Here is a 25227-nt window from a genome sequence, read left to right as displayed (position 1 = left end):
GTCCTCAGCGCTACAGATGCCACTCGAGGTGTAAAACCGACCGCCTAGAAATTCATCTGACCGTGGAGTAAGTTACCGGACCGTAAGTTCAAAAGGAAGGCACGCCCATGGGATCTGCAAAACTTCCGATCGAGTCCCCCCGATTTGCCATCGTTGGATACGCGGCACGGTTTCCGGGTGCTCAGAATGCCAGTGAATTCTGGGACGTCCTGCGTGACGGCCGCGACGCGACATCCGAGGTGCCCAAGGACCGGTGGGACGCCGACGAATTCTTCGACGCCGAACCCGGGGTACCCGGCAAGGTCGTCACCCGTCGCGCGGGTTTCGTCGATGACGTGACGGGATTCGACGCGCCGTTCTTCGGCATGTCCACGCGCGAGGTCAGGATGTTGGATCCGCAGCACCGACTCCTGTTGGAGACGGCGTGGCGAGCGGTGGAGCATTCGGGCACCGCGCCAACGGATTTGGCCAACTCGAACACCGGTGTGTTCGTCGGCTTGGCCACCCACGACTACCTCGGAATGGCATCCGACGCACTGGATTACCACGAGATCGAGGCCTACATGGCCATCGGGACGTCGAACGCCGCAGCAGCGGGACGGATCAGCTATCGGCTGGGCCTGCAGGGCCCCGCGGTCGCCGTTGACACGGCATGCAGCTCATCACTGGTAGCCATCCATCAGGCATGCCAGGCACTGCATTTGGGAGAATGCGACCTCGCACTGGCCGGCGGCGCGAACGTGCTGCTCACCCCGGCGACCATGATCACCTTCTCCCACGCGCACATGCTCGCGCCCGACGGAAAATGCAAGACCTTCGATGCGGCCGCCGACGGCTACGTGCGCGGCGAGGGTTGCGGCGTCATCGTCATCAAGCGGCTTGAGGACGCGGTCCGCGACGGCGACCGGATTCGCGCCGTGATCCGGGGTAGTGCGATCAACCAGGACGGCGCATCGGGTGGATTGACGGTGCCGAACGGCGTTGCGCAGCAACGAGTTATCGCCGATGCGCTGAAGCGCGCCGGCGTCGCACCCAGTGAGGTCGGGTACCTGGAGGCGCACGGAACGGGGACATCGCTTGGCGATCCGATCGAGGCTCAGGCCGCCGGTGCGGCGTACGGCATCGGCCGCGAGGCGAGCCAGCCGCTGCTGATTGGCTCGGCGAAGACGAACATCGGCCATCTGGAAGCCGCCGCGGGTATCGCCGGCGTCATCAAAGTCATCCTGTCGCTCGAGCACGAGACATTGCCGAAGCACCTGCACTTCGAGAATCCGTCGCCGCACATTCCCTGGGACCGCCTTGCGGTCGAGGTCGTGAAAGAGGCCACGCCGTGGGAGCGCAACGGTCAGCCGCGCATCGCGGGAATCAGTTCCTTCGGGTTCGCCGGGACCAACGCCCACGTCATCCTCGAGGAAGCACCCGAGGCAGCGCCGGCACCTAGCCCGGTCGACCAGCCCGCCGACGGACGGTTCAGCCTGCTCCCGCTCTCGGCTCGTACCCCCGACGCACTGGTGCAGATCGCCGACCAATACCGCACCTGGTTGAGCGCACACCCGGAAGCCAGCCTGGCGGACGTGTGCCTCACCGCCGGGGTGGCACGCGCACACCTGGGCCACCGGGCCGCATTGGTGGTGGATTCGAGAGAAGCTGCCGTCGAGTTGCTCGGCGCAGTCGCCGACGACCGGCCGTCACCCGGTCTGGTTCGTGGCGAGTCCCACGAACCCCCGAAGACGGCATGGCTCTTCACTGGTCAGGGCAGCCAATACCCCGGCATGGCCCGGGAGTTGTTCGACACCGAGCCGGTGTTCGCAGAGACGCTGAAACGTTGTGCGGCAGTGGTCGCCGACGTACTCGAAAAGCCGTTGTTGGAAGTCATCTTTGACACCGATGGCCCGGATAGTGAAGCGACGCTACGGCAGACCAGCTACGCACAGCCCGCGTTGTTCGCGGTGGAAGTTGGCCTAGCTCGGCTCTGGCAGTCGTGGGGCTTCGAACCCGACGTGGTGCTTGGCCACAGCGTCGGCCAGTATGCGGCGGCCTGTGTCGCCGGCGTGTTCAGTCTCGAAGACGGCATGCTGTTGATCGCAGAGCGCGGCCGACTCTTCGGCAGCTTGCCTGCGGGTGGTCGGATGGCCGCGGTGTTCACCGCCCCCGAGCGTGTCGAAAGCCTCACCGACGAGTTCCCGAGTCTGTCCGTGGCCGCCTACAACGGCGCCAACACAGTGCTGTCGGGCCCAGCACACGACCTCGAGCAGGCCGTGGCCCACCTGGTGGCCGACGGTGTCCGGTGCGACTGGCTGGAAACCAGCCACGCGTTCCACTCGGCGCTGCTTGACCCGATCCTCGACGAGTTCGAGGCTTATGCTCAGCGGTTCGAATTCGCTCCGCCACAACGGATTCTGATCGACAACCGCACCGGCGAAGCACTCGGCAGAAGCACGAAACTGGACGGCGCCTATTGGCGTCGTCACGCGCGCCAACCGGTGGAGTTCGCCAAGAGCGTGCGCACCCTCGCCAAGCTGAACTGCAAGGTGCTGCTCGAGATCGGTCCGCAACCGGTGCTGACCGCCTCAGCCCTGCGCGCATGGCCCGACCCGTCCACCTCGCCGCGGGCCATCGCGTCGCTGCGCCGAAACACCGCCGACCACCGGCAGATCACCGAAGCCGTTGCCGACGCGTACGTTTTGGGGCACCTTCCCGAATTCGCCGCCTTCCGGCAGCCGGACGCGCGCAAGCTCGACCTCCCCAACTATCCGTTCGAGCACCGTGAGTACTGGTTCCAAGACGCTCGGGAACGACCCGAACAACCACAGCACGTCAGCGGACCCCGTACCCAAGCCGTCCGCCTCCTCGAGGATGGCGGGCTCGAGGAACTCGCGGCGCTTCTCGACGGCGCGAACGGCGACGACCACACCCTGAATGTGCTGACTAAGCTTGCAGCACAACACAATCAGCAGCGTACGAACCAATCCATCACCAACGACCGCTACGAGTTCCACTGGGAGAAGTCCGCCGCTGGAACTTCTGGCGCGGCAACCGGCGACGGATCCACCTGGATCCTCGTCGGCGACGACCCCGCTGCCGCGCAACCGTTGGTCGACGTGCTGACCGCACGTGGCGACCGGCACCAGTTCCTCGGGTTGCCTGCGTCGGACACGGACATCGAACATCTCGCGGACGCGCTGCGCACCGCAGCGGCGGACGATCCGACGCTCCGCATCGTGCACGTCGCGGCGCTGGACTCCAACGGCGGGACGTCGATGCGGTCGTTGTTGCGAATGCAACACCGGATTCTCAGCGGAACTCGGCGGCTCTTCCGCGCCGCAGTCGACGCGGAATTGCGGGCCCCCATCTGGGTGGTAACCCGTGGCGCACAGCGCATCACCGATGCGGACACCGTGTCGCCGGATCAGAGTTGCCTCTGGGGATTCGGTCGGGCCGCGGCGCTGGAGCTTCCGCAGGTGTGGGGTGGACTGGCCGACATGTCGGGCGGCACGACTGGGGCGAGCGAACCGACGGGAGATGTCACAGACGAATGGTCACGGTTCATCAACCACGTGGTTGCGCAGCAAGGTGACGACGACCAGATCGCGCTGCGCGAACATGCGGTCTATGTGCCACGGCTGGTGCGACGGGACGAGCAGCCGAGCGCCGCGCCGCTGAACCTTCGCGATGGCGCAACGTATTTGGTGACCGGTGGGCTGGGATCGATCGGACTGGAAATCGCAGGGCACCTGGCCGCCGGTGGCGCCAAGCACCTGGTGCTGACCAGCCGAAGCGCGCCGAGCGATGCCGCGCAACAGCGCATCGACGCGCTGGCCAAGCAGTACGGCTCGGAATTGCGGGTCATCACCGCCGATGTCGCCGATGCACACGACGTTGCACGTCTGCTGTCCACCGTGGCTGCCGAGCTGCCTCCGTTGGCCGGCATCGTCCATGCCGCGGGCGAGCTCGGCATCACTCCGTTGAGCAACCTTGACGACGCCGAAGTAGATCGCGTCTTCGCCGGCAAGGTCTGGGGCGCTTGGCATTTGAGCGAAGCCGCTGTTGACCTGAAGCTGGACTTCTTCATCAGCACCTCATCGATCGCCTCGGTATGGGGCGGATTCGGTCAGACCGCCTACGGCGCGGCCAACGCCTTCCTCGACGGACTGGCCTACCGCTTGCGCGAGCAAGGTGTCCCCGGGGTCAGCGTCAACTTCGGCCCCTGGTCGACGGGCATGGCCGACGCGGAGTCGCGGGCGCGATTGGAGAAGCGAGGCGTCCGGACACTGTCACCCGCCGATGCCTTGGCGGGACTGGCCGATGTCGTCGCGGCCGCTTCGGCGCAAGGCCCAGCACAGGGAGTCGTGGCCCGGATCGATTGGGCCCGTTTCCTGCCGCTCTACCAGCAGGCGGGGCGGCGGGCATTCCTGGCCGAGTTGGCGCGCGAGGTGCCAGATGCCGCGCCGGTCGTACTACCGTCGGGCAAGACCCAACTGGTCGAGCAACTCACGAATGCTCCGGTGCAGCAGCGCAAGAAGCTCGTGACGGATTACCTGCGTGAAGCGGTGGCAGAGGTGACACGCGTCGACGTTGCCGAGATCCGCGAGGAGACAGGGTTCTTCGACCTCGGCATGGACTCGCTGATGGCCGTCGAATTGCGCCAGCGCATCGAACAAGGCGTTGGCAAGGAGATACCCGTCACCCTGGTGATGGATCACCCGAGGCTGTCCGACGCCGCCGCTTACCTGCTCGGTGACGTGCTCGGCCTCGCCGAGCAGCCCAAGACCGCGCCGAAGCCCGCATCAGCGGCGCCGACGCGTACGGACGAACCGATCGCGATCGTCGCGGTGTCGTGCCGCTTCCCCGGCGCCCCCGACCCGGAAGCCTTCTGGGACGTGCTGTCCGGCGGTATCGATGCGATCCGGGAAGTCCCGGAGGACCGCTTCGACATCGACGAGTTCTTCGACCCGGACCCGGACGCTGCCGGCAAGACCTACACGCGGTTTGGCGGCTTCCTGGACGGCATCGACGGATTCGATCCCGAATTCTTCGGCATCTCCCCGCGCGAAGCAGTCTGGATCGAGCCCCAGCAGCGGCTGACGCTCGAAACGGCATGGGAGGGGCTCGAACGCGCCGGATACTCACCGGCGGCGCTGCGCGGCAGCCACACCGGCATCTTCATGGGGGTGGCCGCCAACGAGTACGCGCATCTGCTGTCGTCGGAGTCGATCGACAAGATCGAGCCGTACTTCATCACCGGCAATGCGCTCAACGCCATTTCCGGTCGGGTTGCCTTCGCGCTGGGACTCGAAGGGCCGGCAATGGCCGTCGATACCGCGTGCAGCTCGGCGCTGGTGGCCGTCCATCAGGCCGTCCAGGCACTGCACTCCGGTGACTGCGATCTGGCGTTGGCCGGTGGAGTGAACGTCTTGCTTTCTCCGGTGACGGTCGTGGCCGCCTCGCGCGCCAGGATGCTTTCCCCGGTAGGGCGATGCAAGACCTTCGATGCCTCCGCCGACGGCTACGTGCGCAGTGAAGGCTGCGGAATTCTGGTGCTCAAGCGACTCAGCGACGCAGAACGCGACGGCGATCGGATCTGCGCGGTCATCTCGAGCAGCGCGGTCAACCAGGACGGCGCTTCCAGCGGGTTGACGGTGCCCAATGGTGGGGCGCAGCAACGGCTCATCGGGACGACGCTGGCTCGCGCCGGGCTGACGGGCGGCGACGTCGACTACCTCGAGGCGCACGGTACGGGCACCCCACTGGGGGATCCGATCGAGGTGCAGGCCGCAGCAGCCGCCTACGGCGGCTCACGCGACGCGGACCGTCCGCTCCTGATGGGATCGGTGAAGACCAACATCGGACACACCGAATCAGCTTCGGGTGCAGCAGGTCTGATCAAGGTCGTGTTGTCGCTGCAGAACGAGCTGCTGCCGCAGAGCCTGCACTTCGACACGCCATCGCCGCATATCCCGTGGGAGTCGCTGCCGGTGCGGGTCGTCGACAAGGCGATCCCCTGGCACGCCAACGGCAGGCCGCGGCGCGCAGGCGTGAGCTCCTTCGGCTTCACCGGTACGAACGCACACGTGCTGATCGAGGAGGCGCCTGCACTGTCGCCCAGCGCGGATGCACCGGTGACCCCGGAGTCGTACACGTCCGAGCAGCCCTTCAACGTGCTGGCACTGTCCGCGCGGTCACCAGAAGCATTGGTGGCGGTGGCACGGCGTTACGAGGCCTGGTTGGACGGCCGCCCGGACTCCGACCTCGCCGACGTCTGCCTCACCGCCGGCACGGGCCGTTCTCACTTCGAACATCGCGCTGCGCTGGTCGTGGATTCGGTCGCGGCTGCGCGTGAAGGTCTGGCCGAGTTGGCCGAGAACCGCCTACGGCCCGGTGTCGTCCGTGGTGAGCACACGCACCACCCGACGACGGCGTGGTTGTTCACCGGGCAGGGCAGCCAGTATCCGGGCATGGCGCGCGAGTTGTTCGACGCCGAGCCGGTTTTCGCCGAGACCGTGAGGCGTTGCGCGGAGGCGGTCGACGGCATGCTGCCGCATCCGCTCTTGGAGGTGCTGTTCGCCACCGATCGCGAGACCGGAGAAACCCTGCGGCACACCTCGTTTGCGCAGCCGGCGCTCTTCGCCGTCGAAATGGGTTTGGCCCGGTTGTGGCAGTCGTGGGGCATCGAGCCCGACGTGGTGCTTGGCCACAGCGTCGGCCAGTATGCAGCGGCATGCGTGGCCGGAGTCTTCAGCCTCGAGGACGGCGCACGGCTGATGGCCGAGCGCGGCCGGCTGTTCGGCAGTCTGCCCGAGGGTGGGCGAATGGTCGCAGTCTTCGCCGATGCCAAGCAGGTCGAGGCGATCGCAGCCGAATTCCCACACGTATCGGTCGGCGCCTACAACGGGCCCAACACCGTGCTGTCGGGTCCTGGTGAAGATCTGGAACAGGCAGTCGCCAAGTTCGACGGCGAAGGGATCCGCTGCACGTGGCTGCAGACCAGCCACGCCTTCCACTCGGAATTGCTGGATCCGGTGCTCGACGAATTCGAGTCGTACGCAGCGCAGTTGCAGTTCGCCGTTCCGACGTTGCCGCTGGTGTGCAACCGCACGGGCGCGGTGCTCACGGCCCAAACGCCGCTCGACGCGAAGTACTGGCGGCGGCATTCCCGTCAACCCGTGCAATTCGCCGAAAGCGTGCGCACGGTGGCGGGGCTGGGCTGCTCGGTACTGATGGAGCTCGGTCCGCAACCGGTGCTGACCGGGGCTGCGGTGCAGGTGTGGCCGGAGCACTTGGCCGCGCCGCGGGCAATCGTCTCGCTGCGCAAGGGAGTTGGCGACCGCCGCCAGATCGCCGACGCACTGGCCGCGGCCTACGTCGGCGGCCACCGACCCGATTTCGCCAATCTGCATCGTCACCCCGGTCGCAGACTCGAGTTGCCCACCTATCCGTTCCAGCGCCGCCGCTTCTGGCCCAAGACCTCCGGCATCACCGCTGACGGTCCGACGGTTTCGGGGATCCTCGGTAGCGCAAAGGAACTCGCCTCCGGTGACTCCGTGTACTCCAGCAGGTTGTCCGTCAAGTCCCAGCCGTGGCTTTCTGACCACGTCATCTACGGCACCGTCGTCGTGCCAGGGGCGACGTATGCAGCGATGGCGTTGGCCGCCGTCGGTACCCCGGCGTACGCGAAGGACGTCTTCTTCTACGAGCCGATCATCCTGCCCGAGAAGGCGTCTCGCGAGGTTCAACTCTCGTTGCATCCGCTCGCGGACGGTGCCGGTTCTACCTTCAAGGTGCACAGCCGCCCCTACGGTGAACGCGATGCCGAATGGTCGTTGAACGCCGAAGGGACTGTCCTCAGCGGTGTCGACGATGAGCCGACCGAAGAGTCGACTGACCCTGTCGACACGGTGATCGAGCGGTTGAACCGCATGCGTCCGCAGGAGTTGTTCGAGACCTTCGCCGATCTGGAGCTGGCGTGGGGGCCGAACTGGTCCGGTTCCCTGAAGTCGCTGTGGCTCGGCGACGGTGAGGCGATCGGCGACATCGTCGTCGGCGAAGAACTCGCCGAACACCTCGGAACCGAGCCGATGCACCCGGTGCTGATGGACCTGTGCACCGGCGTTGCCTTCCCGGCGTTCCCCGCACTTCTCGCGGCCGAACAGGGTGTGAACGATCTGTTCCTGCCGTTGCGCTACGGGCAGGTGACGCTGCGCGAGAAGATGCCCCGCAGGTTCTACTGCCGCGCGCGGTGGCACGAGACAGGGCTCGACAGCGAGACCCAGGTCTTCGATCTCGACTTCGTCGACCGGGATGGCAAGAAGCTAGGTGGAATCCGCGAGTTCACGGTCAAGCGCGCGCCGCGCGAGGCGTTGTTGCGCGGGCTCGGCGGCGACGCCACCCGGCTGCTGTACACACTTGGCTGGCATGAGGTTCCTCCGCCACCATCCGAAGACGGTGCCGACACCGCGAACGGCACCTGGCTGATCAACGGATTCAGCGAGTTGGCCGCGAAGGTGCCGGGGTGCATCCCCTTCGACCGGGCAGCCAGTTCGGAATCCTTGGGACAGCTGTTGCAAGAGGCGCAGGAGCGCGGTCTTCCGTTCTCCGGCGTGGTCTGGCGCAGCACCGGGCCCGGTGCAGAAGAGTCGACCGCCGATGCCGTCGCGCGGCTCGAAACCGAGCTCACCAACCTGCTCAGCGCCGTACACACCGTGCAGGGCGGCGTGAAACTGCCCGGCGGTCTGTGGATCGTCACCGAGCGGGCCGTTGCCACCGAATCCGGCGAACCGGTCGATCCGGTACAGGCGGCGCTGTGGGGCTTCGGGCGTACCACCATCAACGAGGAACCGGCGTTGCGCGCCAAACTTCTCGACATCGACGGATCACCGGAGGCCGTTTCGGCACTGGCCAATCTGTTGGCTACCCCGGTTGACGAGCCGGAAATCGCAGTGCGGCAAGGGAAGCTGCTGGCGTCGCGGTTGTTGCCGTGGGCGCGTAGCGGCAACCTCGCGGTGCCGCGCGGGGGCGACTACGTCCTCGCGCCGACCGAACGCGGCGCGATCGACAACCTGCGGCTGGTCGAAAAGGACGTGCCGGCGCCGGACGAAGGCTACGTGCAGGTGCGGGTGGAGGCCGCGGGGCTCAACTTCCGCGACGTGCTCAACGTCCTTGGCCTCTACCCGGGCGATCCCGGCCCGATCGGCGGCGACTTCGCAGGCGTCGTCACACAATTGGGTGAGGGTGTCACCGGACTCGAACTGGGGCAACGCGTCTACGGCTCCATGCAGGGTGCGTTCTCCAGCCGGTTCAACGTGCCTGCCCAGTTCCTGGCACCGATTCCGGACGGAGTGAGCGCCGTCGAGGCGGCCACCATCCCGGCCGCGGCGCTGACGGTTCGGCTGTCGTTCGACTGGGCGCAACTGAAGCCCGGTGACAAGGTGCTGATCCACGCGGCCAGCGGTGGTGTGGGTCTGGCGGCTGTCCAGATGGCCCAGCAGCAGGGCGCCACGGTCTTCGCCACGGCCAGCACCTACAAGCGCGCGACGCTGCGCAAGCTGGGCGTGAAGTACGTCTACGACTCGCGTACGACGGACTTCGCCGATCAGATCCTGGCGGACACCGACGGCAAGGGTGTGGATGTGGTGCTGAACTCGCTGACAAGCGAGGGCTTCATCGAGGCGACGCTCAAGGCCACCGCCCAGAACGGCCGCTTCGCCGAGATCGCCAAGCGCGACATCTGGTCACCGGAGCAGATGGCCGAGGCCCGATCCGACATCGCCTACGAGATCGTCGCGTTGGACACGGTGATGTTCACCGAACCCGATCGCATTCGCGACTTGCTGACCGAGGTGTCGGAGGGATTGGCCAATGGCGAGTGGACGCCACTGCCCGCCGAGATCTACCCGCTGACCGAGTCGAGGGCCGCGTTCCGCCGCATGCAGCAGGCGCGCCACATCGGCAAGATCGTGGTGCAGATTCCGAACCCGCTGCAGCCGAAGGCAGATCGGAGCTATCTGATCACCGGTGGACTCGGTGCGATCGGTTTGCACACGGCGTCGTATCTGGCCCAACTCGGTGCCGGTGACATCGTGTTGACCAGCCGCCGCGCGCCCGATGTGGACGCGCAACGGTTGATCGACGAGATCACCGACCGCTACAAGACGCGCGTCCACGTGTTCACCGCCGACGTCGGCGAGGAATCCGAGGTCGAGCAGCTGCTGACGCGGATTCGTGCCGAGTTGCCCCCGCTCGCTGGGGTGGCTCACCTCGCAGGTGTGCTCGACGACGCGCTGCTGGGACAGCAGAGCGTGGAGCGCTTCCGGACGACGTTGGCGCCCAAGGCCTTCGGCGCCTATCACCTGGACAAGTTGACGAAGGACGACGACCTGGACTTCTTCATCGTGTCCTCCTCGGTGTCTAGCTTGTTCGGTTCACCCGGTCAGTCCAACTACGCGACTGCCAACGCGTTGCTCGACGGCCTGGTGGCGCATAGGAGGGCGCAGGGCCTGCCTGCCACTGGTGTCAACTTCGGCCCCTGGGCACAAGGCGGCATGGCCTCTTCGGAGGCGGCGACGGCGAATATCAGTGCACAGGGCCTGATTCCACTGGAACCGTCGGCAGCGTTGAGCGCACTCGCCGAGGTCGTCGCCAACGGCACCGGCCAAGCCACCGTCATCAAGGCCAACTGGCAGCGGGCGGCGAAGGTGCTCGGCAGCTCGCGTCCGCCGATCCTGGACCTCGTCTTGCCGAGTGCCCTCGGCGAGTTGACTGGTGACAGTGAGTTGCTCAAGCAACTGCAGGAGATCCCGGTGCCGCAGCGTGCAGGGTTCGTGACCGAGTTCCTCCAGAAGGAAGTGCAGAACTTCCTACGACTCGCGTCGCCGCCGGCCGCCACGAATCGGTTCCTGGACCTTGGTACCGATTCGCTGATGGCCATCGAACTCCGCAACCGGTTGCACAGTCAGTTCGGCGGAGCGTTCACGATCAACGCCACCGCGGTATTCGACTACCCGACCATCGGAGGGCTCGCCGAGTATCTCGTCGCTCAGCTGCCGGACGCGGAATCGCCAGCGGCAGAGCCGGAGACGCAACCTGAGGCCGAGGTCGTGGCCGAGGCCGAGGCCGTGGCCGAGGAAGACGCAGAGGTGGAAGTCTCCTAGGCCCTCTTAGGCCCAACGTGTCGCTTCCACCTCGTCCGGCAACGGGGTGTGAAGCGGCACGTCGAGCCCGTCCTAGTCCTACAGCGCTCGGCTACATCCGCATCGCGCGATGCATATTCGCACCTTGTCATGCACATATGCATGTTAAGGTGCATATATGCCCAAGACAGTCCAGATCCGAGACATCGACGATGAGGTGTACGCGGGACTCGTCAGACGCGCCGGAGAAGAGGGGCTAACCGTGCCCGAACTACTGCGCCGGGAGGCCGCGCGTTTGGCCGCACGACCGTCGATCGCGCAATGGTTGACCCGGACGGGTCGGCGGCCCTCTGAGGCATCGACCGCCGAGGTGCTAGGAGCGTTGGACGATTGGCGCGGCGAGTGGCCAGATGCTGGTCGTTGATGCATCATGCCTGGTCGAGGTCGTCGTAGACACTCCGCGAGCTGGCGAAATCGCCGCCCGCCTGGCGTCTGACGAGGACCAGGTTGCGCCGTCGGTCATCGACGTCGAGGTGATGGGCGTCATCCGTGCTCTTCGCTTGCGCGAGCGGATCGACCGCACCGCAGCCGGACAGGCGATAGCCGACCTACGGGATTGGCCCGGCGAGCGGTACGGCCATCGTTGGCTGCTGGATCGGGCATGGGAACTACGCGATTCCGTCCGCGGCTGGGACGCGTTCTACGTTGCACTGGCAGAGGCCTTCGACGCCACACTGATAACGCTTGATGCGCGGCTCGCACGAGCGCACGGCCCGCGTTGCAGGATTGAAGTGCTTGGGGCGCAACGCGATCGATCGTGACGGCGCTACCTTCGGGCAGTACCGGGATAGAACGCGACCGCGGCACTCGACTATCCGACCATCGGAGGGCTCACCCAGGTGGAAGTCTCCTGGCCCTGCTTAGGCCCAACGTGTCGCTTCCACCTCGTCCGGCAACGGGGTGTGAAGCGGCACGTCGAGGCCGTCGTAGATGCCTGGCTTTTGGGTCGCCAGCCACTCGATGGCACCGAGCAGCCGGTTGGCGGCAGTGGTATTGCCGCCGCCGGCGCGGTTACCGCCCGGCAGGTCGGCGCGGCTGACAATGGTCAGCTGCGGGTCGCCGTCGACGAAGACGCGGTGGTCCCCCGCACCCTCGTCGGGCTGTGGCCAATGCGGCGCGCACGACGGGTGGATGCGGGTGATGTGGTCCACGACGATGCGCTTCTTGCCGCCCGACCAGCCGATGATCTTGAGCCAGAAGGCGCCCTGCGTGCCCTTCTCGAAGGGCCCCATCACGGTGTCGACCGATTCCTCGAGCGGCAGCCGCTCGAGTTCTTCGGTGATCTCGTCGATGTCGAGCCCCAGACCACGCCCGATGAGCCGGATGTTGCCGCCCCACACCATCGTCGGAATGGACGGCAGCAGCATCATCGGCATGTCGTCCATCGACCCGCCGAATCCGCACGACACCTTGACCGCATACGGCTGGTCATAGGTCGAGTAGTCGAAGATCTCCTGGCAGTAGATGGTCTTGATGCGGGTGCACAGGCCAGCGGCCATCACGGCAAGCGCGTCGTTGGCCCAGCCCGGGTCAACGCCGCTGACCAGCAGGGTGGCGCCACCCTCCTCGGCGGCCGCCGTCAACTTGTCGACCCATTCCTTCGGCGCCGAACGTGGGTCGTAGAGCGAGTACAGCGACGGCGTCACGACGTGCACACCGGCGCGCAGGCACCGCACGATGTCGTCGATCGCCTCGTCGGGTCGGATGTCACCCGATGCCATGTAGGCCACCGCGTCGCACTCCGCCAGCGCCGCGTCGACGTCGGTCGTGGCGGCCACACCCGTCGGCGCGCCGAGGCCGGCGAACTCGCTGGCGTCCCTACCAGACTTGGCCGCCGATGAGGTGATTACCCCGGTCAGCCGAAGCCCCGGGAAGGCAACCGCCGACCGGATCGCCGTTGCACCCATATTGCCTGTTCCCCACACCGCGAGACGCCTCATCCGACCTACCCTAACGGCCGTGCTGCGGCCACTCGTGGCAGATATCACATCAGCGCAAATGCCCAGTTCACGACGCCCAACCAACCGTTTGGGCAGGTCCGATCAACCAATGGGTTAGTTAGCTGGCTGAAATTTGCTCGACACCGCTTTGCGTTGAAGTTACTGAACGGTATAGTTGGCCGCAGTTACTGGTGGGTAACTTATCGTGAGTACCCAACCGCAGGTGGCATTCTCATCGAGGAGGAAACGTGAGCCACTACAAGAGCAATGTCCGTGACCAGGCGTTCAACCTGTTCGAGGTGTTCGGCATCGACAAGGCCCTGGGCCAGGGTGCGTACGCCGACCTTGACGAGGATTCGGCCAGGGAGATGCTGGCCGAGATCAGCAGGCTGGCCGAGGGACCGATCGCAGAATCGTTCGCCGAAGGCGACCGCAATCCGCCGGTCTTCGACCCCGAGAACCACACCGTCACGCTGCCCCCCGCATTCAAGAAGTCGGTGCGCGCACTGCTTGACGGCGGCTGGGACAAGATCGGCCTCGACGAGGAAATGGGCGGCATGCCTATGCCCCGCGCCCTGCAGTGGGCGTTGATCGAGCACATCCTCGGCGCCAACCCCGCCGTCTACATGTATGCGATGGGCGCCGGCTTCGCGCAGATCATGCATCACCTCGGCACCGAAGAGCAGAAGAAGTGGGCCGTGCTTGCCTCCGAACGCGGCTGGACCTCGACCATGGTGCTCACCGAGCCCGACGCCGGTTCCGACGTCGGAGCGGGCCGCACCAAGGCCGTCCAGCAGCCCGACGGCACCTGGCACATCGATGGCGTGAAGCGCTTCATCACCTCCGGTGACGCCGACGACCTCGGCGAGAACATCCTGCACCTCGTGCTGGCCCGTCCCGAGGGCGCCGGACCCGGCACCAAGGGGCTTTCGCTGTTCTTCGTACCGAAGTTCCACTTCGACCCCGAGACCGGTGAGCCCGGCGAGCGCAACGGCGTGTTCGTCACCAACGTCGAGCACAAGATGGGGCTCAAGGTCTCCGCGACGTGCGAACTGTCGCTCGGCCAACATGACGTGCCCGCCGTCGGCTGGCTCGTCGGCGAGGTGCACGAAGGCATCGCGCAGATGTTCGACGTCATCGAGCAGGCCCGAATGATGGTGGGCACCAAGGCCATCGCGACCCTGTCGACCGGTTACCTGAACGCGCTCGAGTACGCCTCCAGTCGCGTACAGGGCTCGGACATGACCCAGATGACCGACAAGACCGCACCGCGCGTCACGATCATGCACCACCCGGACGTGCGCCGGTCGCTGATGACCCAGAAGGCCTATGCCGAGGGATTGCGCGCGCTGTACCTCTACACCGCGACGTTCCAGGACGCCACGGTCGCCGAGACGGTGCACGGCGTGGACGCAGGGTTGGCGACCAAGATCAACGACCTCTTGCTTCCGATCGTCAAGGGCGTGGGCTCCGAGCAGGCGTACGCCAAGTTGACCGAGAGCCTGCAGACGTTCGGTGGGTCCGGCTTCCTGCAGGACTACCCGATCGAGCAGTACATCCGCGATGCCAAGATCGACTCGCTCTACGAGGGCACCACGGCCATCCAGGCGCAGGACTTCTTCTTCCGCAAGATCGTGCGGGACAAGGGCGTTGCGCTGGGCTACGTCGCCAACGAGATCGACCAGTTCGTCAAGAACGAGGCAGGCAATGGCCGGCTGAAGGCCGAGCGGGCGCTGCTGGCGACCGCGCTGGCCGACGTGCAGGGCATGGCCGCCACGCTGACCGGCTACCTGATGGCCGCGCAGGAAGACCCGCAGAGCCTCTACAAGGTGGGGCTGGGCTCGGTGCGCTTCCTGATGAGCGTCGGCGACCTGGTGCTCGGCTGGCTGCTGCAGAAGCAGGCCGCCGTGGCCATCGCCAAGCTCGACGAGGGCGCAACGGGTTCCGAGAAGTCGTTCTACGAGGGCAAGGTCGCGGTCGCGTCCTTCTTCGCGAAGAACTTCCTGCCGCTGCTCACCAGCACCAAGTTGGTCATCGACACGATTGACAACGAAGTGATGGAACTGGACGAAGCGAGCTTCTAACCGCCGCTCAACTCACATAAGGCCCCCGCTTAGGCGGGGGCCTTATGCATTAGCTGTGAAAACACCTGAGCCACCCGGTTTTTTCGGGATTCGTTCAGGAACGCCAGCCACCATGTTCTAGTGCCCGCACCTCTTGTTCCCATTGCCGCGGACCTGCTTGCAGCCGATGCTCCCGCGTACCACCGTGGCGGATTGTCGCTACTGCATGGCTGGTTGCCGCTAACCCTGCAGATCATTGCCATCATCGTGCTGGCGCTCGCGATCGGCTGGCGCACCCGCCGGTGGAGCCTCGTGTGGCTGCCGGTGTCGCTCGTCATCGGGCTTGCGATCGCCGCGTGGGCGCATTGGTTCGTCGACTCGCAAGGCATGGCGGGCGATCCCGCCCCTGACTCGCTGTGGATATGGACCGGCCTGACGGGATTCGCGCTCGGAGTGGCGGTACTGGGTTGGCGGGGCGTCAAGTGGCGGCGGCGACTCACGGCCGTGGTAGCCGTCCCGTTGTGTCTGCTCGGCACCGGGCTGGCGCTCAACACCTGGGTCGGCTACTTCCCCACCGTCCAGGTCGCATGGAACCAGCTGACCGCGGGGCCGCTGCCTGACGAGACGGATGCGAACACCGTCGCCGCGATGCAGCAGGCCCACACCGTGCTCAACCACGGCAGCGTCGTCCCGGTGGACATCCCGTCGGACGCATCGGGTTTCAAGCATCGGCAGGAACTCGTCTACCTGCCGCCCAAGTGGTTCGCGACCAGCCCACCGCCCAAGCTGCCGGTCGTCATGATGATCGCAGGCGAGTTCAACACCCCGGCGGACTGGCTGCGCACCGGCAACGCCGCCGCGATCGTCGACGGCTACGCGCAGGCGCACGGTGGCAACGCGCCGGTGCTGGTGTTCGTCGACTCCGGCGGGTCGTTCAACAACGACACCGAATGCGTCAACGGCGTCCGGGGGAACGTCGCGGACCACCTGACGAAAGACGTCGTGCCGTATGTGAACTCGCACTACGGCACGAGTACCAGCGGTGCCGACTGGGGCGTCGTCGGCTGGTCGATGGGTGGCACGTGCGCGGTCGATCTCGCCGTGATGCATCCCGAACTCTTCAGCAGCTTCGTCGACATCGCGGGCGACATGGGGCCCAACGCGGGCACCAAGGACCAGACCATCTCGCGGCTCTACAGCGGGAACGCCGCCGCGTGGGCGGACTTCGACCCGTCCACGGTCATCTCCAAACACGGTCCCTATCACGGGGTTTCGGGCTGGTTCGCGATATCGACGGATGCGCCCACCCAGCACAAGGGAGGCGACGGGGGCGAAGACGCGGTCGGGCTCGGTGGACGTGACGCGGCAGGCAACCCGGGCGACCAGACCGAGGCCGCCAACACCCTCTGCGGGCTTGGCCGGGCGAATGGCATCACGTGCGCGGTCGTGCCGACGACGGGCCGGCACGACTGGCCGTTGGCGACCAAGGTCTTCACGGATGCGGTGCCCTGGCTGTTCGGGGCGATCCACACGCCGGGCGGCCCGACCGTTCCGCTGCCGGCAGGCTCGCTGGCCGCGCCGACGGCGGAACCTGCCCCCACGGCTTTGGCTGAGCCACAGGGCCGCTGACCGGATCCGGCGTCATCGAAGCGCCGGAATGCTTTGCGTTCCCGCCGCCGGCCTGTTCAATGGCCTTCCATGACCACCGAAGCCATGACCACCGAAGCGGCGCGACTGAAGAACTTCGGGCCCAACTGGTTCGCGTCGGTCATGGGCACCGGAATCGTGGCGACGGCCGGGGCGACGCTACCGATTCAGGTTCCTGGGCTGCACGTGTTCACCCGCGTCGTCTGGGCGGGCGCCGCCGGGCTGCTCCTGATCCTCGTCATCGCGGTGACCGCACAGTGGGTTCGGCACCCGACGGTGGCCCGCGGCCACTCGCACAACCCGCAGATGGCCCACTTCTACGGCGCGGCTCCGATGGCACTACTCACCGTCGGGTCGGGCGCCATCCTGATCGGCAAGGACCTCATCGGCCTGCGGCTTGCCGTCGAGCTCGACTGGGTGCTGTGGATCGCGGGTACCGCAGGCGGCCTCTTCACCGCGGCAACCATCCCGTTCCTGATGTTCACGCAGTTGAACGTCGAGCCCGATGCGGCGTTCGGCGGCTGGCTCATGCCCGTTGTGCCGCCGATGGTTTCGGCGGCAGCGGGTGCGCTGTTGATTCCACACATGCAGCCGGGCCCGGGGCGCACCACGATGCTCTACGGCTGCTACGCCATGTTCGGGCTGTCGTTGATCGCGGCGCTGATCATCATCAGCATGATCTGGAGCAGGCTCGCGCTCTACGGCACGTCGGGCACCGCGCGTGTGCCTACCCTGTGGATCGTGCTCGGCCCGCTGGGCCAGGGCATCACGGCGGCCGGACTGCTCGGGACCGTCGCGCACCTTGCGGTGCCCGCCGAGCTGGCCAGCGGCATGAGCGTGTTCGCGATCCTGTTCGGCGTTCCGGTGTGGGGCTTCGCCGTGCTGTGGATCGTGTTGGCCACCGAGCTGACGGTGCGCACCCTTCGGCGCGGCATGCCCTTCGCGCTGACGTGGTGGAGCCTGACGTTCCCGGTCGGCACCTTCGTCACCGGCACTACGCAGCTGGCCGTCCACACCGGGCTGCCCGCCTTCAAGATCGCCGCCGCGCTCGCCTACGTTGCGTTGCTCGGCACCTGGGGGCTCGTCGCGGTGCGCACGGCCAGGGGCAGCGTCGGAGGAAGTCTGTTTGCGCCCGTGCCTGCGGCCGGTCCGATCAAGGCGAAGAAGGATCCGCCGCCGGCCTAAGCCTCGAGCGCCTTCGCGCAGCCCGCGAGCACCGCGTTGAAGCTCATGCGGAGCAGCGGCGCGCTGATTGTCTCCAGCACCTTGCCGCCCGCGCGGGCCGGGTGGCGGTACGTCGTGTCCCAGTCGACATGCGTGCCGTCGCCGGTCGGGGTGAACGTCAGCGTCCCGCCCTCGTGGTCGAACGGCGGAAACGACGCGACGATCAGGTACGAGTAGCTCCGGGGAGCGTCAAGGGCCGTGATCTCCTCGCGGAACCACATGCCCGCACCGGTCACTTCCCGCAGGCCCCCGGCCCCTGGCATCGACCCCTTCGCCCAAACGCTCTTCAACACCAAGGGCGCGGACTTGAGGCTGGCCGGGTCGGCGAGCCAATCGAAGACCCGTTCCGGAGGTGCGGCGATCGTCCGCTCCACGTGTAGCTGGACCATGACGGCGATTCTTCCAAAGAAAGAGTCCCGCGTTGTCGTCGGGTCGGGGGGTCAGACGACAACGCGGGACTATTCACATATCGAAGGACCGTGCGCCGGCGTTACAGCCCCGTCGAAAGTTTTTCTACGCCTCCAGGATGGCCGTCACGCCCTGGCCGCCTGCTGCACAAATCGAGATGAGCCCACGCACTGGCTGCCCGGTCTGCTTCTTCTTCTCGGCGAGTTGCTTGGCCAGCTGCGCGACGATCCGGCCTCCGGTCGCGGCGAACGGGTGACCCGCGGCCAGCGACGAGCCGTTGACGTTGAGCTTGGTTCTGTCGATGCTGCCCAGTGCTGCATCCAACCCGAGCCGCTCCTTGCAGTACTCCTCTGACTCCCACGCCCCAAGGGTCGCGAGCACCACCGAAGCGAACGCCTCGTGGATCTCGTAGAAGTCGAAGTCCTGCAGCGTCAACCCATTGCGGGCCAGCAGCCGTGGCACCGCGTAGGTGGGTGCCATCAGCAGGCCGTCGTCGCCGTTGACGTAGTCGACTGCCGCGGTCTCCCCGTCGACGAAGTAGGCCAGCACCGGCAGCTTTCGCTCGGCCGCCCACTCGTCGGTCGCCAGCAGCGCCACCGATGCACCGTCGGTCAACGGCGTCGAGTTGCCCGCCGTCATGGTCGCGTCGCCCAGCTTGGCGCCGAACACGGGTCGCAGCTTCGCCAACTTTTCCGGGGTGGACTCGGGCCTGAGGTTGTTGTCGCGGTAGAGCCCGAGGAACGGGGTGACCAGGTCGTCGAAGAACCCGCGGTCGTAGGCGGCGGCCATGTTCTTGTGGCTGGCCGCGGCGAGCTCGTCCTGGTCGACGCGCTTGACGCCCCGTTCCTTGGCGGTGATGGCGGCATGCTCACCCATCGACAGCCCGGTGCGGGGCTCGCCGTTGGTGGGGATCTCGACTCCGAGTGCGGCGGGCAGCTTGCCGACGAGCTTGAGCCGGTCGACGTTCGACTTGGCCCGGCGCAGCCCGAGCAGCACGCGGCGCAGGTCGTCACCGAAGGCGATGGGCGCGTCCGACGTGGTGTCCACGCCGCCCGCGGCGCCGGAGTCGTACTGACCCAGGGCGATGGCGTTGGCGACGGCGATGGTGGCCTGCAGCCCGGTGCCGCAGGCCTGCTGCAGGTCGTAGGCCGGGGTATACGGCGAGAGCGCGCTGCCGAGCACGCATTCGCGCATCAGGTTGAAGTCGCGGCTGTGTTTGAGCACCGCGCCTCCGACCACTGCGCCAAGCCGCTCGCCGGACAGGCCGAACCGGTCGATCAGTCCGTCGAGCGCGGCGGTGAACATGTCCTGGTTGGACGCGTTGGCGTACGCGCCGTCGGAGCGCGCGAAAGGAATTCGGTTGCCGCCGAGAATGGCTACTCGCCGGGCGGTCTTCTGGTCAGCCACAGTTACCTCCGGGCAGTGAGATGGACGTCGGTGTCGAGCGTCATACTACCCACCGTTATTACTCTGGAGTAAGTTCGTGATCGACACGACAGTGGGTACCCCATACTCGACTCCATACGACGAGTACCCAAGTTTCTCCACCCCGAAAGGCAGCGCAGTGGCTACCGATCTGTTCTCACAAGTCCTCAACTCCGGCCCCGGCTCGTTCTTGGCCAAGCAACTAGGCGTCCCCCAGCCACAGGAGCTTCGTCGTTACCGGGCGGGCGACGCCCCCCTGGCCGGATCCTTGCTGGTCGGCGGCGACGGCCGCGTAGCCGAACCGCTGCGCAGCGCACTGGCCGACGACTACGAACTGGTCCGCAACAACATCGGCGGCCGCTGGGCCGACTCCTTCGGGGGACTCGTCTTCGACGCCACCGGCATCACCACCCCGGAAGGGCTCAAGGCACTGCACGAGTTCTTCACGCCGGTGCTCCGGAACCTGGGCTCCTGCGGCCGGGTGGTCGTCATCGGCACGACGCCGGACCAGACGGCCTCGATCGACGAACGCATCGCGCAACGGGCGCTCGAGGGCTTCACCCGCTCACTCGGCAAGGAATTGCAGCGCGGGGCGACGATCGGCCTGGTCTACCTGGCTGCGGACGCCAAGCCGGCCGCGACTGGGCTCGAGTCCACGGTGCGGTTCCTGCTGTCGGCCAAGTCTGCTTACGTCGACGGCCAGGTCTTCTACGTCGGCGCCGCCGACTCGGTGCCGCCCGCCGACTGGGACAAGCCGCTCGACGGCAAGGTGGCGCTGGTGACGGGCGCGGCGCGGGGCATCGGTGCCGAGATCGCCAAGGTGTTTGCGCGCGACGGCGCGAAGGTGGTGGCAATCGACATGGGAGGCGCAGCAGAGGCGTCCGCTGCTTTATCCGAGACCGCATCCAAGGTGGGCGGGACGGCGTTGACTTTGGACGTCACGGCCCCCGATGCGGTCGAGAAGATCACCGCACACCTGGCCGAGCACCACGGCGGGAAGGCGCACATCCTGGTCAACAACGCAGGAATCACCCGCGACAAGCTGCTCGCGAACATGGACGACGCCCGCTGGGACAGCGTGATCGCAGTGAATCTGCTTGCCCCGCAACGGCTTGCCCAAGGACTGGTGGACAACGGCATCATCGGTGAAGGCGGCCGCATCGTCGGGCTTTCCTCGATGGCGGGCATCGCAGGCAACCGTGGCCAGACCAACTACGCCGCCACCAAGGCGGGCATGATCGGCATGACGCAGGCGCTGGCCCCCGGGTTCGAGGAGCAAGGCATCACGATCAACGCCGTCGCGCCTGGCTTCATCGAGACCAAGATGACCGAGGCCATTCCGCTGGCCACCAGGGAAGCAGGCAGGCGGCTCAACTCCCTGTTCCAGGGCGGCCTGCCCGTCGACGTCGCCGAGGCGATCGCCTACTTCGCCAGCCCCGCCTCGAATGCGGTGACCGGCAACACGATCCGCGTCTGCGGCCAAGCCCTGTTAGGAGCGTGACGGCGATGACCGGCCAGCCCAGCGGGCTGCTCAACATGGCAAGGGCGGCGGCGGGTGCACTGCCGTTCGTCCGGCGGGGCGACACGCTGCCGAAGCGCACGGTGTCCGTCGAGGGCCTCGCGATCGACTCGGCCAACGTCGCCGCGTACGCGGCGGTCACGGGCCTGCGGTTCGCCGACGCCGTGCCACTGACGTACCCGTTCGCGCTGACGTTTCCCTCGGTGATGGCGCTGGTGAGCGGTTTCGACTTTCCGTTCGCTGCAATGGGTTCGGTGCACGTCGAGAATCAGATCACGCGGTACCGGCCCATCGCGGTGACCGACGTCGTCGACGTCGCCGTACATGCGGAAAACCTCCGCGAACACCGCAAGGGACTGCTGGTGGACGTGATCACCGACGTCAACGTGGGCAACGACACCGCGTGGCACCAGGTCACGACGTTCCTCCACCAGCAGCGCACCAGCCTGTCCGACGAGCCGAAGTCCGAACCGAAGAAGCAGCCGAAACTGCCGCCACCGAACGCCATCCTGCGCATCACGCCCGGCCAGATTCGCCACTACGCGTCGGTCGGCGGCGATCACAACCCGATCCACACCAGCTCCGTCGGCGCCAAGCTGTTCGGCTTTCCGACCGTCATCGCGCACGGAATGTTCAGCGCTGCAGCCGTATTGGCCAACATCGAGGGCCAGTTGCCGGACGCAGTTCAGTACTCGGTGCGCTTCGGCAAGCCCGTCGTGCTGCCTGCTCGTGCCGGGCTGTACGTGGACCGGACGACGGACGGCTGGGAGTTGGCGCTGCGCAACCTGTCCAAGGGCTACCCGCACCTCACCGCAACGGTCTCCAAGCTTTAGCGCTCGGCGGGCACTGCGGGGTCCCGTTTGCCCACCAAGCCACGCCAGAACAGGTTGATCATCAGTTCGGCGGCGTCGTGCACATCGACGTCGCCGACACTCACCCGGTTCGCCACCGCCTCGCCCGCTCCCACCAGCGCGACGGCCATCATGTCGAAGTCGCTGTCCGGCTGGGGATTTCGCGTGCCGGATTGCAGCAGCCTGCCGACGAGTTCGACGATCTTCTCGCGACCCTCACGCACGGTGTGCGAGAACGCCTGCGAACTGGTGGCTTGGGTGTAGAGCACGATCCAGGACGCCCGGTTGGCATCGATGTAACTCAGGTAGGACACGACGGCGTTGCGCAGCAAGTCCTTCGGGCTCTGCGTGAAGTCGACGTCCGACCGCACCGCGTCGACGAACCGCGCCAACTCGCGGTTCAGACACGCCCCGAACAACTCCTCCTTGGAGCCGTAATAGAGGTAGAGCATCGGCTTGGAGATCGCCGCCTCCGCGGCGATCGCGTCCATCGACGTTTCGTGATAACCGTTGACGGAGAACATCTGGACGGCGGCGTCGAGCATCTGCTGCTCGCGGACGGCGCGAGGCAACCGCTTGGTACCACCCGCCATGTCTCATGCTCCTTTTCCTGCCGGTCACTCACCCAGGGCAAGGTATTCCGCCCATTCTCAACCAGCGTAAGCAGTCGGCGGCGAATCAGCCTCCGCAGTGCGGATTCTTGCCCTTGAAGCCGGCCACCCGCAACACCGACGCGTCGACCTGGGCGGGATTCAATTCGCCGGCGTGCACGGCGCTCTCGAGCCGGTCCAGCACCGCGGGCACCTCGTCGGTGGTCACCCACAGCGCGACGTCGGCGCCGGCCTGCAGCGCGCGCAACGCAGCCTCGGCCACGCCGAATCGGTCGGAGATGGCCCGCATGCTGGACAGGTCGTCGGTGAACACCGGGCCGTCGAAGGGCGGCCCGCCGTAGTCGCCCGACCGCAGCAGCGCGTACGCCTCCGGGGAAAGGCTGGCCGGATAGTCGGTGGTCAGCCCCGGCACGTCGAGGTGGCCGACCATCACCGCGACGGGCTTCTCGGTGGTCAAGGTCTGGTACGGGATGAGGTCGTCGGCTTCAAGGTCCGACAGCGGCGGCGTGGAAACCCCACCGGTGTGCGAGTCGCCCGATCCGTGGCCGTGTCCGGGGAAGTGCTTGAGCACCGGCAGCAGGCCTGCCTCACGCAACCCTTGCGCGTATGCCCCCGCGTACTCGGTCACCGTCGCCGCGTCGGACCCGAAGGACCGGTCGCCGATGACCTCGTCGTCGGGTTCGTCGGTGACGTCGGCATCGGGGGCGAAGTCGATGGTGATGCCAAGCGCCTTCATCTTCTGGCCACGCTCCAACGCGAGGTCATGGACCTCTTGCAGGCTCAATGTCTGCCTGAGCACCCGGGCCGAGTCCTGCGAGCCGATGATGCTCTTCAGCCGCTGCACCCGACCGCCCTCCTCGTCGACGCTGACTGCCAACGGCAGCGGTCCGCCCGCATCGGAGAGTTGGGGCAGCGTGTTGTCGGACAGTATGGAGAGGTCGGTCCAGCTGCCGATGAAGATGCCACCGACGTGGTGGTCGGTGACGACCTTGCGGGCGTCGGCCGAATCTGTGACGCCGACCATCACCAGCTGTGCGAGCTTGTCCCGCAACGACATCGACGCCAGCAGGTCCTGACCCTCGCCACATGCGGGCGGGGCGGGCGGCAGCGGGCCAGCAGCCGAGGTCGCGGCCGGGGTGGACGCCGCCTGGCTCGTCGCCGCCGCGGCCTGGTGGAAGAACCGGTCGTACCACCGGTCGCGGAACACGTACGCCGACACCGCAACGAGTACCAGCACGGTCAACAGCGCGGGCACCACCGTGGCCACGCGGAAGCGCGACTTTCGCTTGGACCGAGAGGAGTGCGCATGGGACGAGGTGGCCTTCGCAGCGGGCTGTTCGGCCGGCTGTTCCGCAGAGGCGGTCGCGGACGGCTCGGGAAACGCTGCGGCCAACGCATCGGCGAACGCCTGACACGAATCGAACCGGGCGGCCGGGGCGGCGGCGCGCGCCTTCGCGAGCGGCGCTGCTGCCGGCGCCACGGCTTGGGGTAGCGGTGTGTTCGCCGTCGCCGGGGCGCCGGTGAGGAGATGGACAGTGGTGGCCGCCAGCGCGTACTGATCGGGCTTGTCGTCAGGTGTCACCGACGGACGGACGTCGACGTACGAGCTGCCGAAGTAGTCCAGCAGGATGCCGCGGGACCCGGTGGAATCGGTCTGGGTCAGCAGGATGTTGGCCGGCCTCACGTCACCGTGCTCGATGCCGTGCTGGTGCCCGTAGTCCAACGCGCTTGCGACGGCCGTCACGATCGTCACGGCGGCCTCGGGAGGCATCCCGTCGCGATATCGCGTCTCGAGCAGTCGCCCGCAGTCCGGGCCGTCCACGTGGTCCATCGCGACCCATGACCAGCCTTGGAAGTCGCCGTGGTCGTGAGCGCGCAGGACGTGGGGGTGGTCGAGCGCTACGACGGCGGCAGCCCTCGCGGCGAACCGCTCGCGGGCCCCAGCGTCGGCCGCTGCGTTGGCGTTGAGCACCGTCAGCACCACGGACCCAGGCATGCGGGGATGCTCGGCGAGATAGACCTCAGTCAACCCGCCGGAAGCGAGCGGCCGAACTAGCGTGTAGCCGGCGAAAGATGCTCCGCTAGGGAACGGCATGCGCCGCATCGTAACCGCCTTTCGACCGCGCGCGTCAATCGGTCGGTAGGGCCGCCCGTGCTAGGTTGGCCGGGTGGATCGGTTCGCCTTACCTGCGCTGGCTAGCGTCGTCATCGGGCTTTTGCTCGGGGCCGCGGCCGTCTTCAGCATCACGCTGATGATCAAGCAGGACGAGCGCCCGCTGCTGGTGGGGGGCGACCCAGCTTCGTCGGTGCTCAACAGGGTCGAGTACGGCGACCGCACCTGATACCCCGCCAC

General features: G+C 66.8%; 14 protein-coding genes and 1 pseudogene. 9 read left to right on the top strand and 6 right to left on the bottom strand.

Annotated elements, in window-relative coordinates; all coding sequences use genetic code 11:
- Positions 1 to 107: 107 nt before the first annotated feature.
- The 3 genes from SLQ30_RS06075 to SLQ30_RS06065 all read left to right on the top strand — a co-directional run bounded on the left by SLQ30_RS06075 (position 108) and on the right by SLQ30_RS06065 (position 11947).
- Entirely contained in the window at positions 108 to 11147 is an 11040-nt protein-coding gene (locus SLQ30_RS06075; RefSeq protein ID WP_319447466.1) for an SDR family NAD(P)-dependent oxidoreductase, read from the top strand.
- Positions 11148 to 11304: 157 nt separating this feature from the next.
- Positions 11305 to 11550, top strand: a complete 246-nt coding sequence (locus tag SLQ30_RS06070; RefSeq protein ID WP_319447467.1) for a hypothetical protein — start codon at positions 11305 to 11307, stop codon at positions 11548 to 11550.
- Entirely contained in the window at positions 11537 to 11947 is a 411-nt protein-coding gene (locus SLQ30_RS06065; RefSeq protein ID WP_319447468.1) for a type II toxin-antitoxin system VapC family toxin, read from the top strand. Before SLQ30_RS06070 ends, SLQ30_RS06065 begins: the two co-directional genes overlap by 14 nt.
- A gap of 99 nt (positions 11948 to 12046) precedes the next feature.
- Here SLQ30_RS06065 and SLQ30_RS06060 read toward each other — a convergent pair whose 3' ends face one another.
- The gene (locus SLQ30_RS06060) at positions 12047 to 13126 is read right to left on the bottom strand and encodes a dihydrodipicolinate reductase (protein ID WP_319447469.1); all 1080 of its coding nucleotides are present in this window, start codon (positions 13124 to 13126) and stop codon (positions 12047 to 12049) included.
- A 248-nt stretch (positions 13127 to 13374) separates the two neighbouring features.
- Between SLQ30_RS06060 and SLQ30_RS06055 the strand changes: the two genes are divergently transcribed.
- The 3 genes from SLQ30_RS06055 (at position 13375) to SLQ30_RS06045 (ending at position 18021) form a co-directional block, all read left to right on the top strand.
- The gene (locus tag SLQ30_RS06055; RefSeq protein ID WP_319447470.1) at positions 13375 to 15210 is read left to right on the top strand and encodes an acyl-CoA dehydrogenase; all 1836 of its coding nucleotides are present in this window, start codon (positions 13375 to 13377) and stop codon (positions 15208 to 15210) included.
- Between the two features lie 366 nt (positions 15211 to 15576).
- On the top strand, positions 15577 to 16818 hold the full coding sequence (locus tag SLQ30_RS06050; RefSeq protein WP_413467949.1) for an alpha/beta hydrolase: 1242 nt from the start codon (positions 15577 to 15579) through the stop codon (positions 16816 to 16818).
- Positions 16819 to 16887: 69 nt separating this feature from the next.
- Positions 16888 to 18021 (top strand): TDT family transporter, encoded by a 1134-nt coding sequence (locus SLQ30_RS06045; RefSeq protein ID WP_319447471.1) that lies wholly within the window; start codon positions 16888 to 16890, stop codon positions 18019 to 18021.
- Here SLQ30_RS06045 and SLQ30_RS06040 read toward each other — a convergent pair.
- Positions 18018 to 18449: an SRPBCC family protein gene (locus SLQ30_RS06040; protein WP_319447472.1), complete on the bottom strand. Its 432-nt coding sequence runs from the start codon at positions 18447 to 18449 to the stop codon at positions 18018 to 18020. The genes SLQ30_RS06045 and SLQ30_RS06040 overlap by 4 nt on opposite strands.
- Positions 18450 to 18573: 124 nt before the next feature.
- A complete protein-coding gene (locus SLQ30_RS06035; RefSeq protein ID WP_319447473.1) occupies positions 18574 to 19875 on the bottom strand; it encodes an acetyl-CoA C-acetyltransferase in 1302 nt (433 codons plus the stop codon).
- Positions 19876 to 20032: 157 nt separating this feature from the next.
- Here SLQ30_RS06035 and SLQ30_RS06030 point away from each other — a divergent pair, with 157 nt between their 5' ends.
- On the top strand, positions 20033 to 21394 hold the full coding sequence (locus SLQ30_RS06030) for a 3-oxoacyl-ACP reductase (RefSeq protein ID WP_319447671.1): 1362 nt from the start codon (positions 20033 to 20035) through the stop codon (positions 21392 to 21394).
- A 5-nt stretch (positions 21395 to 21399) separates the two neighbouring features.
- Positions 21400 to 22245, top strand: coding sequence for a MaoC/PaaZ C-terminal domain-containing protein (locus tag SLQ30_RS06025; protein ID WP_319447474.1), 846 nt, complete (start codon positions 21400 to 21402; stop codon positions 22243 to 22245).
- Here SLQ30_RS06025 and SLQ30_RS06020 read toward each other — a convergent pair.
- The 3 genes and pseudogenes from SLQ30_RS06020 to SLQ30_RS06010 all read right to left on the bottom strand — a co-directional run.
- Positions 22242 to 22856, bottom strand: a complete 615-nt coding sequence (locus SLQ30_RS06020; protein WP_319447475.1) for a TetR/AcrR family transcriptional regulator — start codon at positions 22854 to 22856, stop codon at positions 22242 to 22244. The genes SLQ30_RS06025 and SLQ30_RS06020 overlap by 4 nt on opposite strands.
- An 85-nt stretch (positions 22857 to 22941) precedes the next feature.
- Positions 22942 to 24081 (bottom strand): glycoside hydrolase family 3 N-terminal domain-containing protein, encoded by a 1140-nt coding sequence (locus SLQ30_RS06015; RefSeq protein WP_319447672.1) that lies wholly within the window; start codon positions 24079 to 24081, stop codon positions 22942 to 22944.
- Between the two features lie 453 nt (positions 24082 to 24534).
- Positions 24535 to 24969 (bottom strand): annotated as a pseudogene (locus SLQ30_RS06010) (protein kinase domain-containing protein); the annotation flags it as partial.
- A 73-nt stretch (positions 24970 to 25042) separates the two neighbouring features.
- On the opposite strand from SLQ30_RS06010, the gene SLQ30_RS06005 reads away from it, so the two are divergent.
- On the top strand, positions 25043 to 25216 hold the full coding sequence (locus SLQ30_RS06005; RefSeq protein ID WP_319447476.1) for a DUF2613 domain-containing protein: 174 nt from the start codon (positions 25043 to 25045) through the stop codon (positions 25214 to 25216).
- Positions 25217 to 25227: the final 11 nt, after the last annotated feature.

This window comes from Mycobacterium sp. RTGN4, assembly GCF_033804635.1.
Taxonomy (GTDB): domain Bacteria; phylum Actinomycetota; class Actinomycetes; order Mycobacteriales; family Mycobacteriaceae; genus Mycobacterium.
The sequence above is the reverse complement of the archived record's forward strand: the minus strand, read 5'-3'. Positions and strand labels throughout refer to the sequence as shown.

Coding starts and splice junctions, on each gene's coding strand:
- SLQ30_RS06040 (WP_319447472.1), bottom strand. CDS start 18,449: ATGGTCCAGCTACACGTGGAGCGGACGATCGCCGCACCTCCGGAACGG.
- SLQ30_RS06065 (WP_319447468.1), top strand. CDS start 11,537: ATGCTGGTCGTTGATGCATCATGCCTGGTCGAGGTCGTCGTAGACACT.
- SLQ30_RS06025 (WP_319447474.1), top strand. CDS start 21,400: ATGACCGGCCAGCCCAGCGGGCTGCTCAACATGGCAAGGGCGGCGGCG.
- SLQ30_RS06045 (WP_319447471.1), top strand. CDS start 16,888: ATGACCACCGAAGCCATGACCACCGAAGCGGCGCGACTGAAGAACTTC.
- SLQ30_RS06020 (WP_319447475.1), bottom strand. CDS start 22,856: ATGGCGGGTGGTACCAAGCGGTTGCCTCGCGCCGTCCGCGAGCAGCAG.
- SLQ30_RS06050 (WP_413467949.1), top strand. CDS start 15,577: ATGGCGGGCGATCCCGCCCCTGACTCGCTGTGGATATGGACCGGCCTG.
- SLQ30_RS06060 (WP_319447469.1), bottom strand. CDS start 13,126: ATGAGGCGTCTCGCGGTGTGGGGAACAGGCAATATGGGTGCAACGGCG.
- SLQ30_RS06075 (WP_319447466.1), top strand. CDS start 108: ATGGGATCTGCAAAACTTCCGATCGAGTCCCCCCGATTTGCCATCGTT.
- SLQ30_RS06070 (WP_319447467.1), top strand. CDS start 11,305: ATGCCCAAGACAGTCCAGATCCGAGACATCGACGATGAGGTGTACGCG.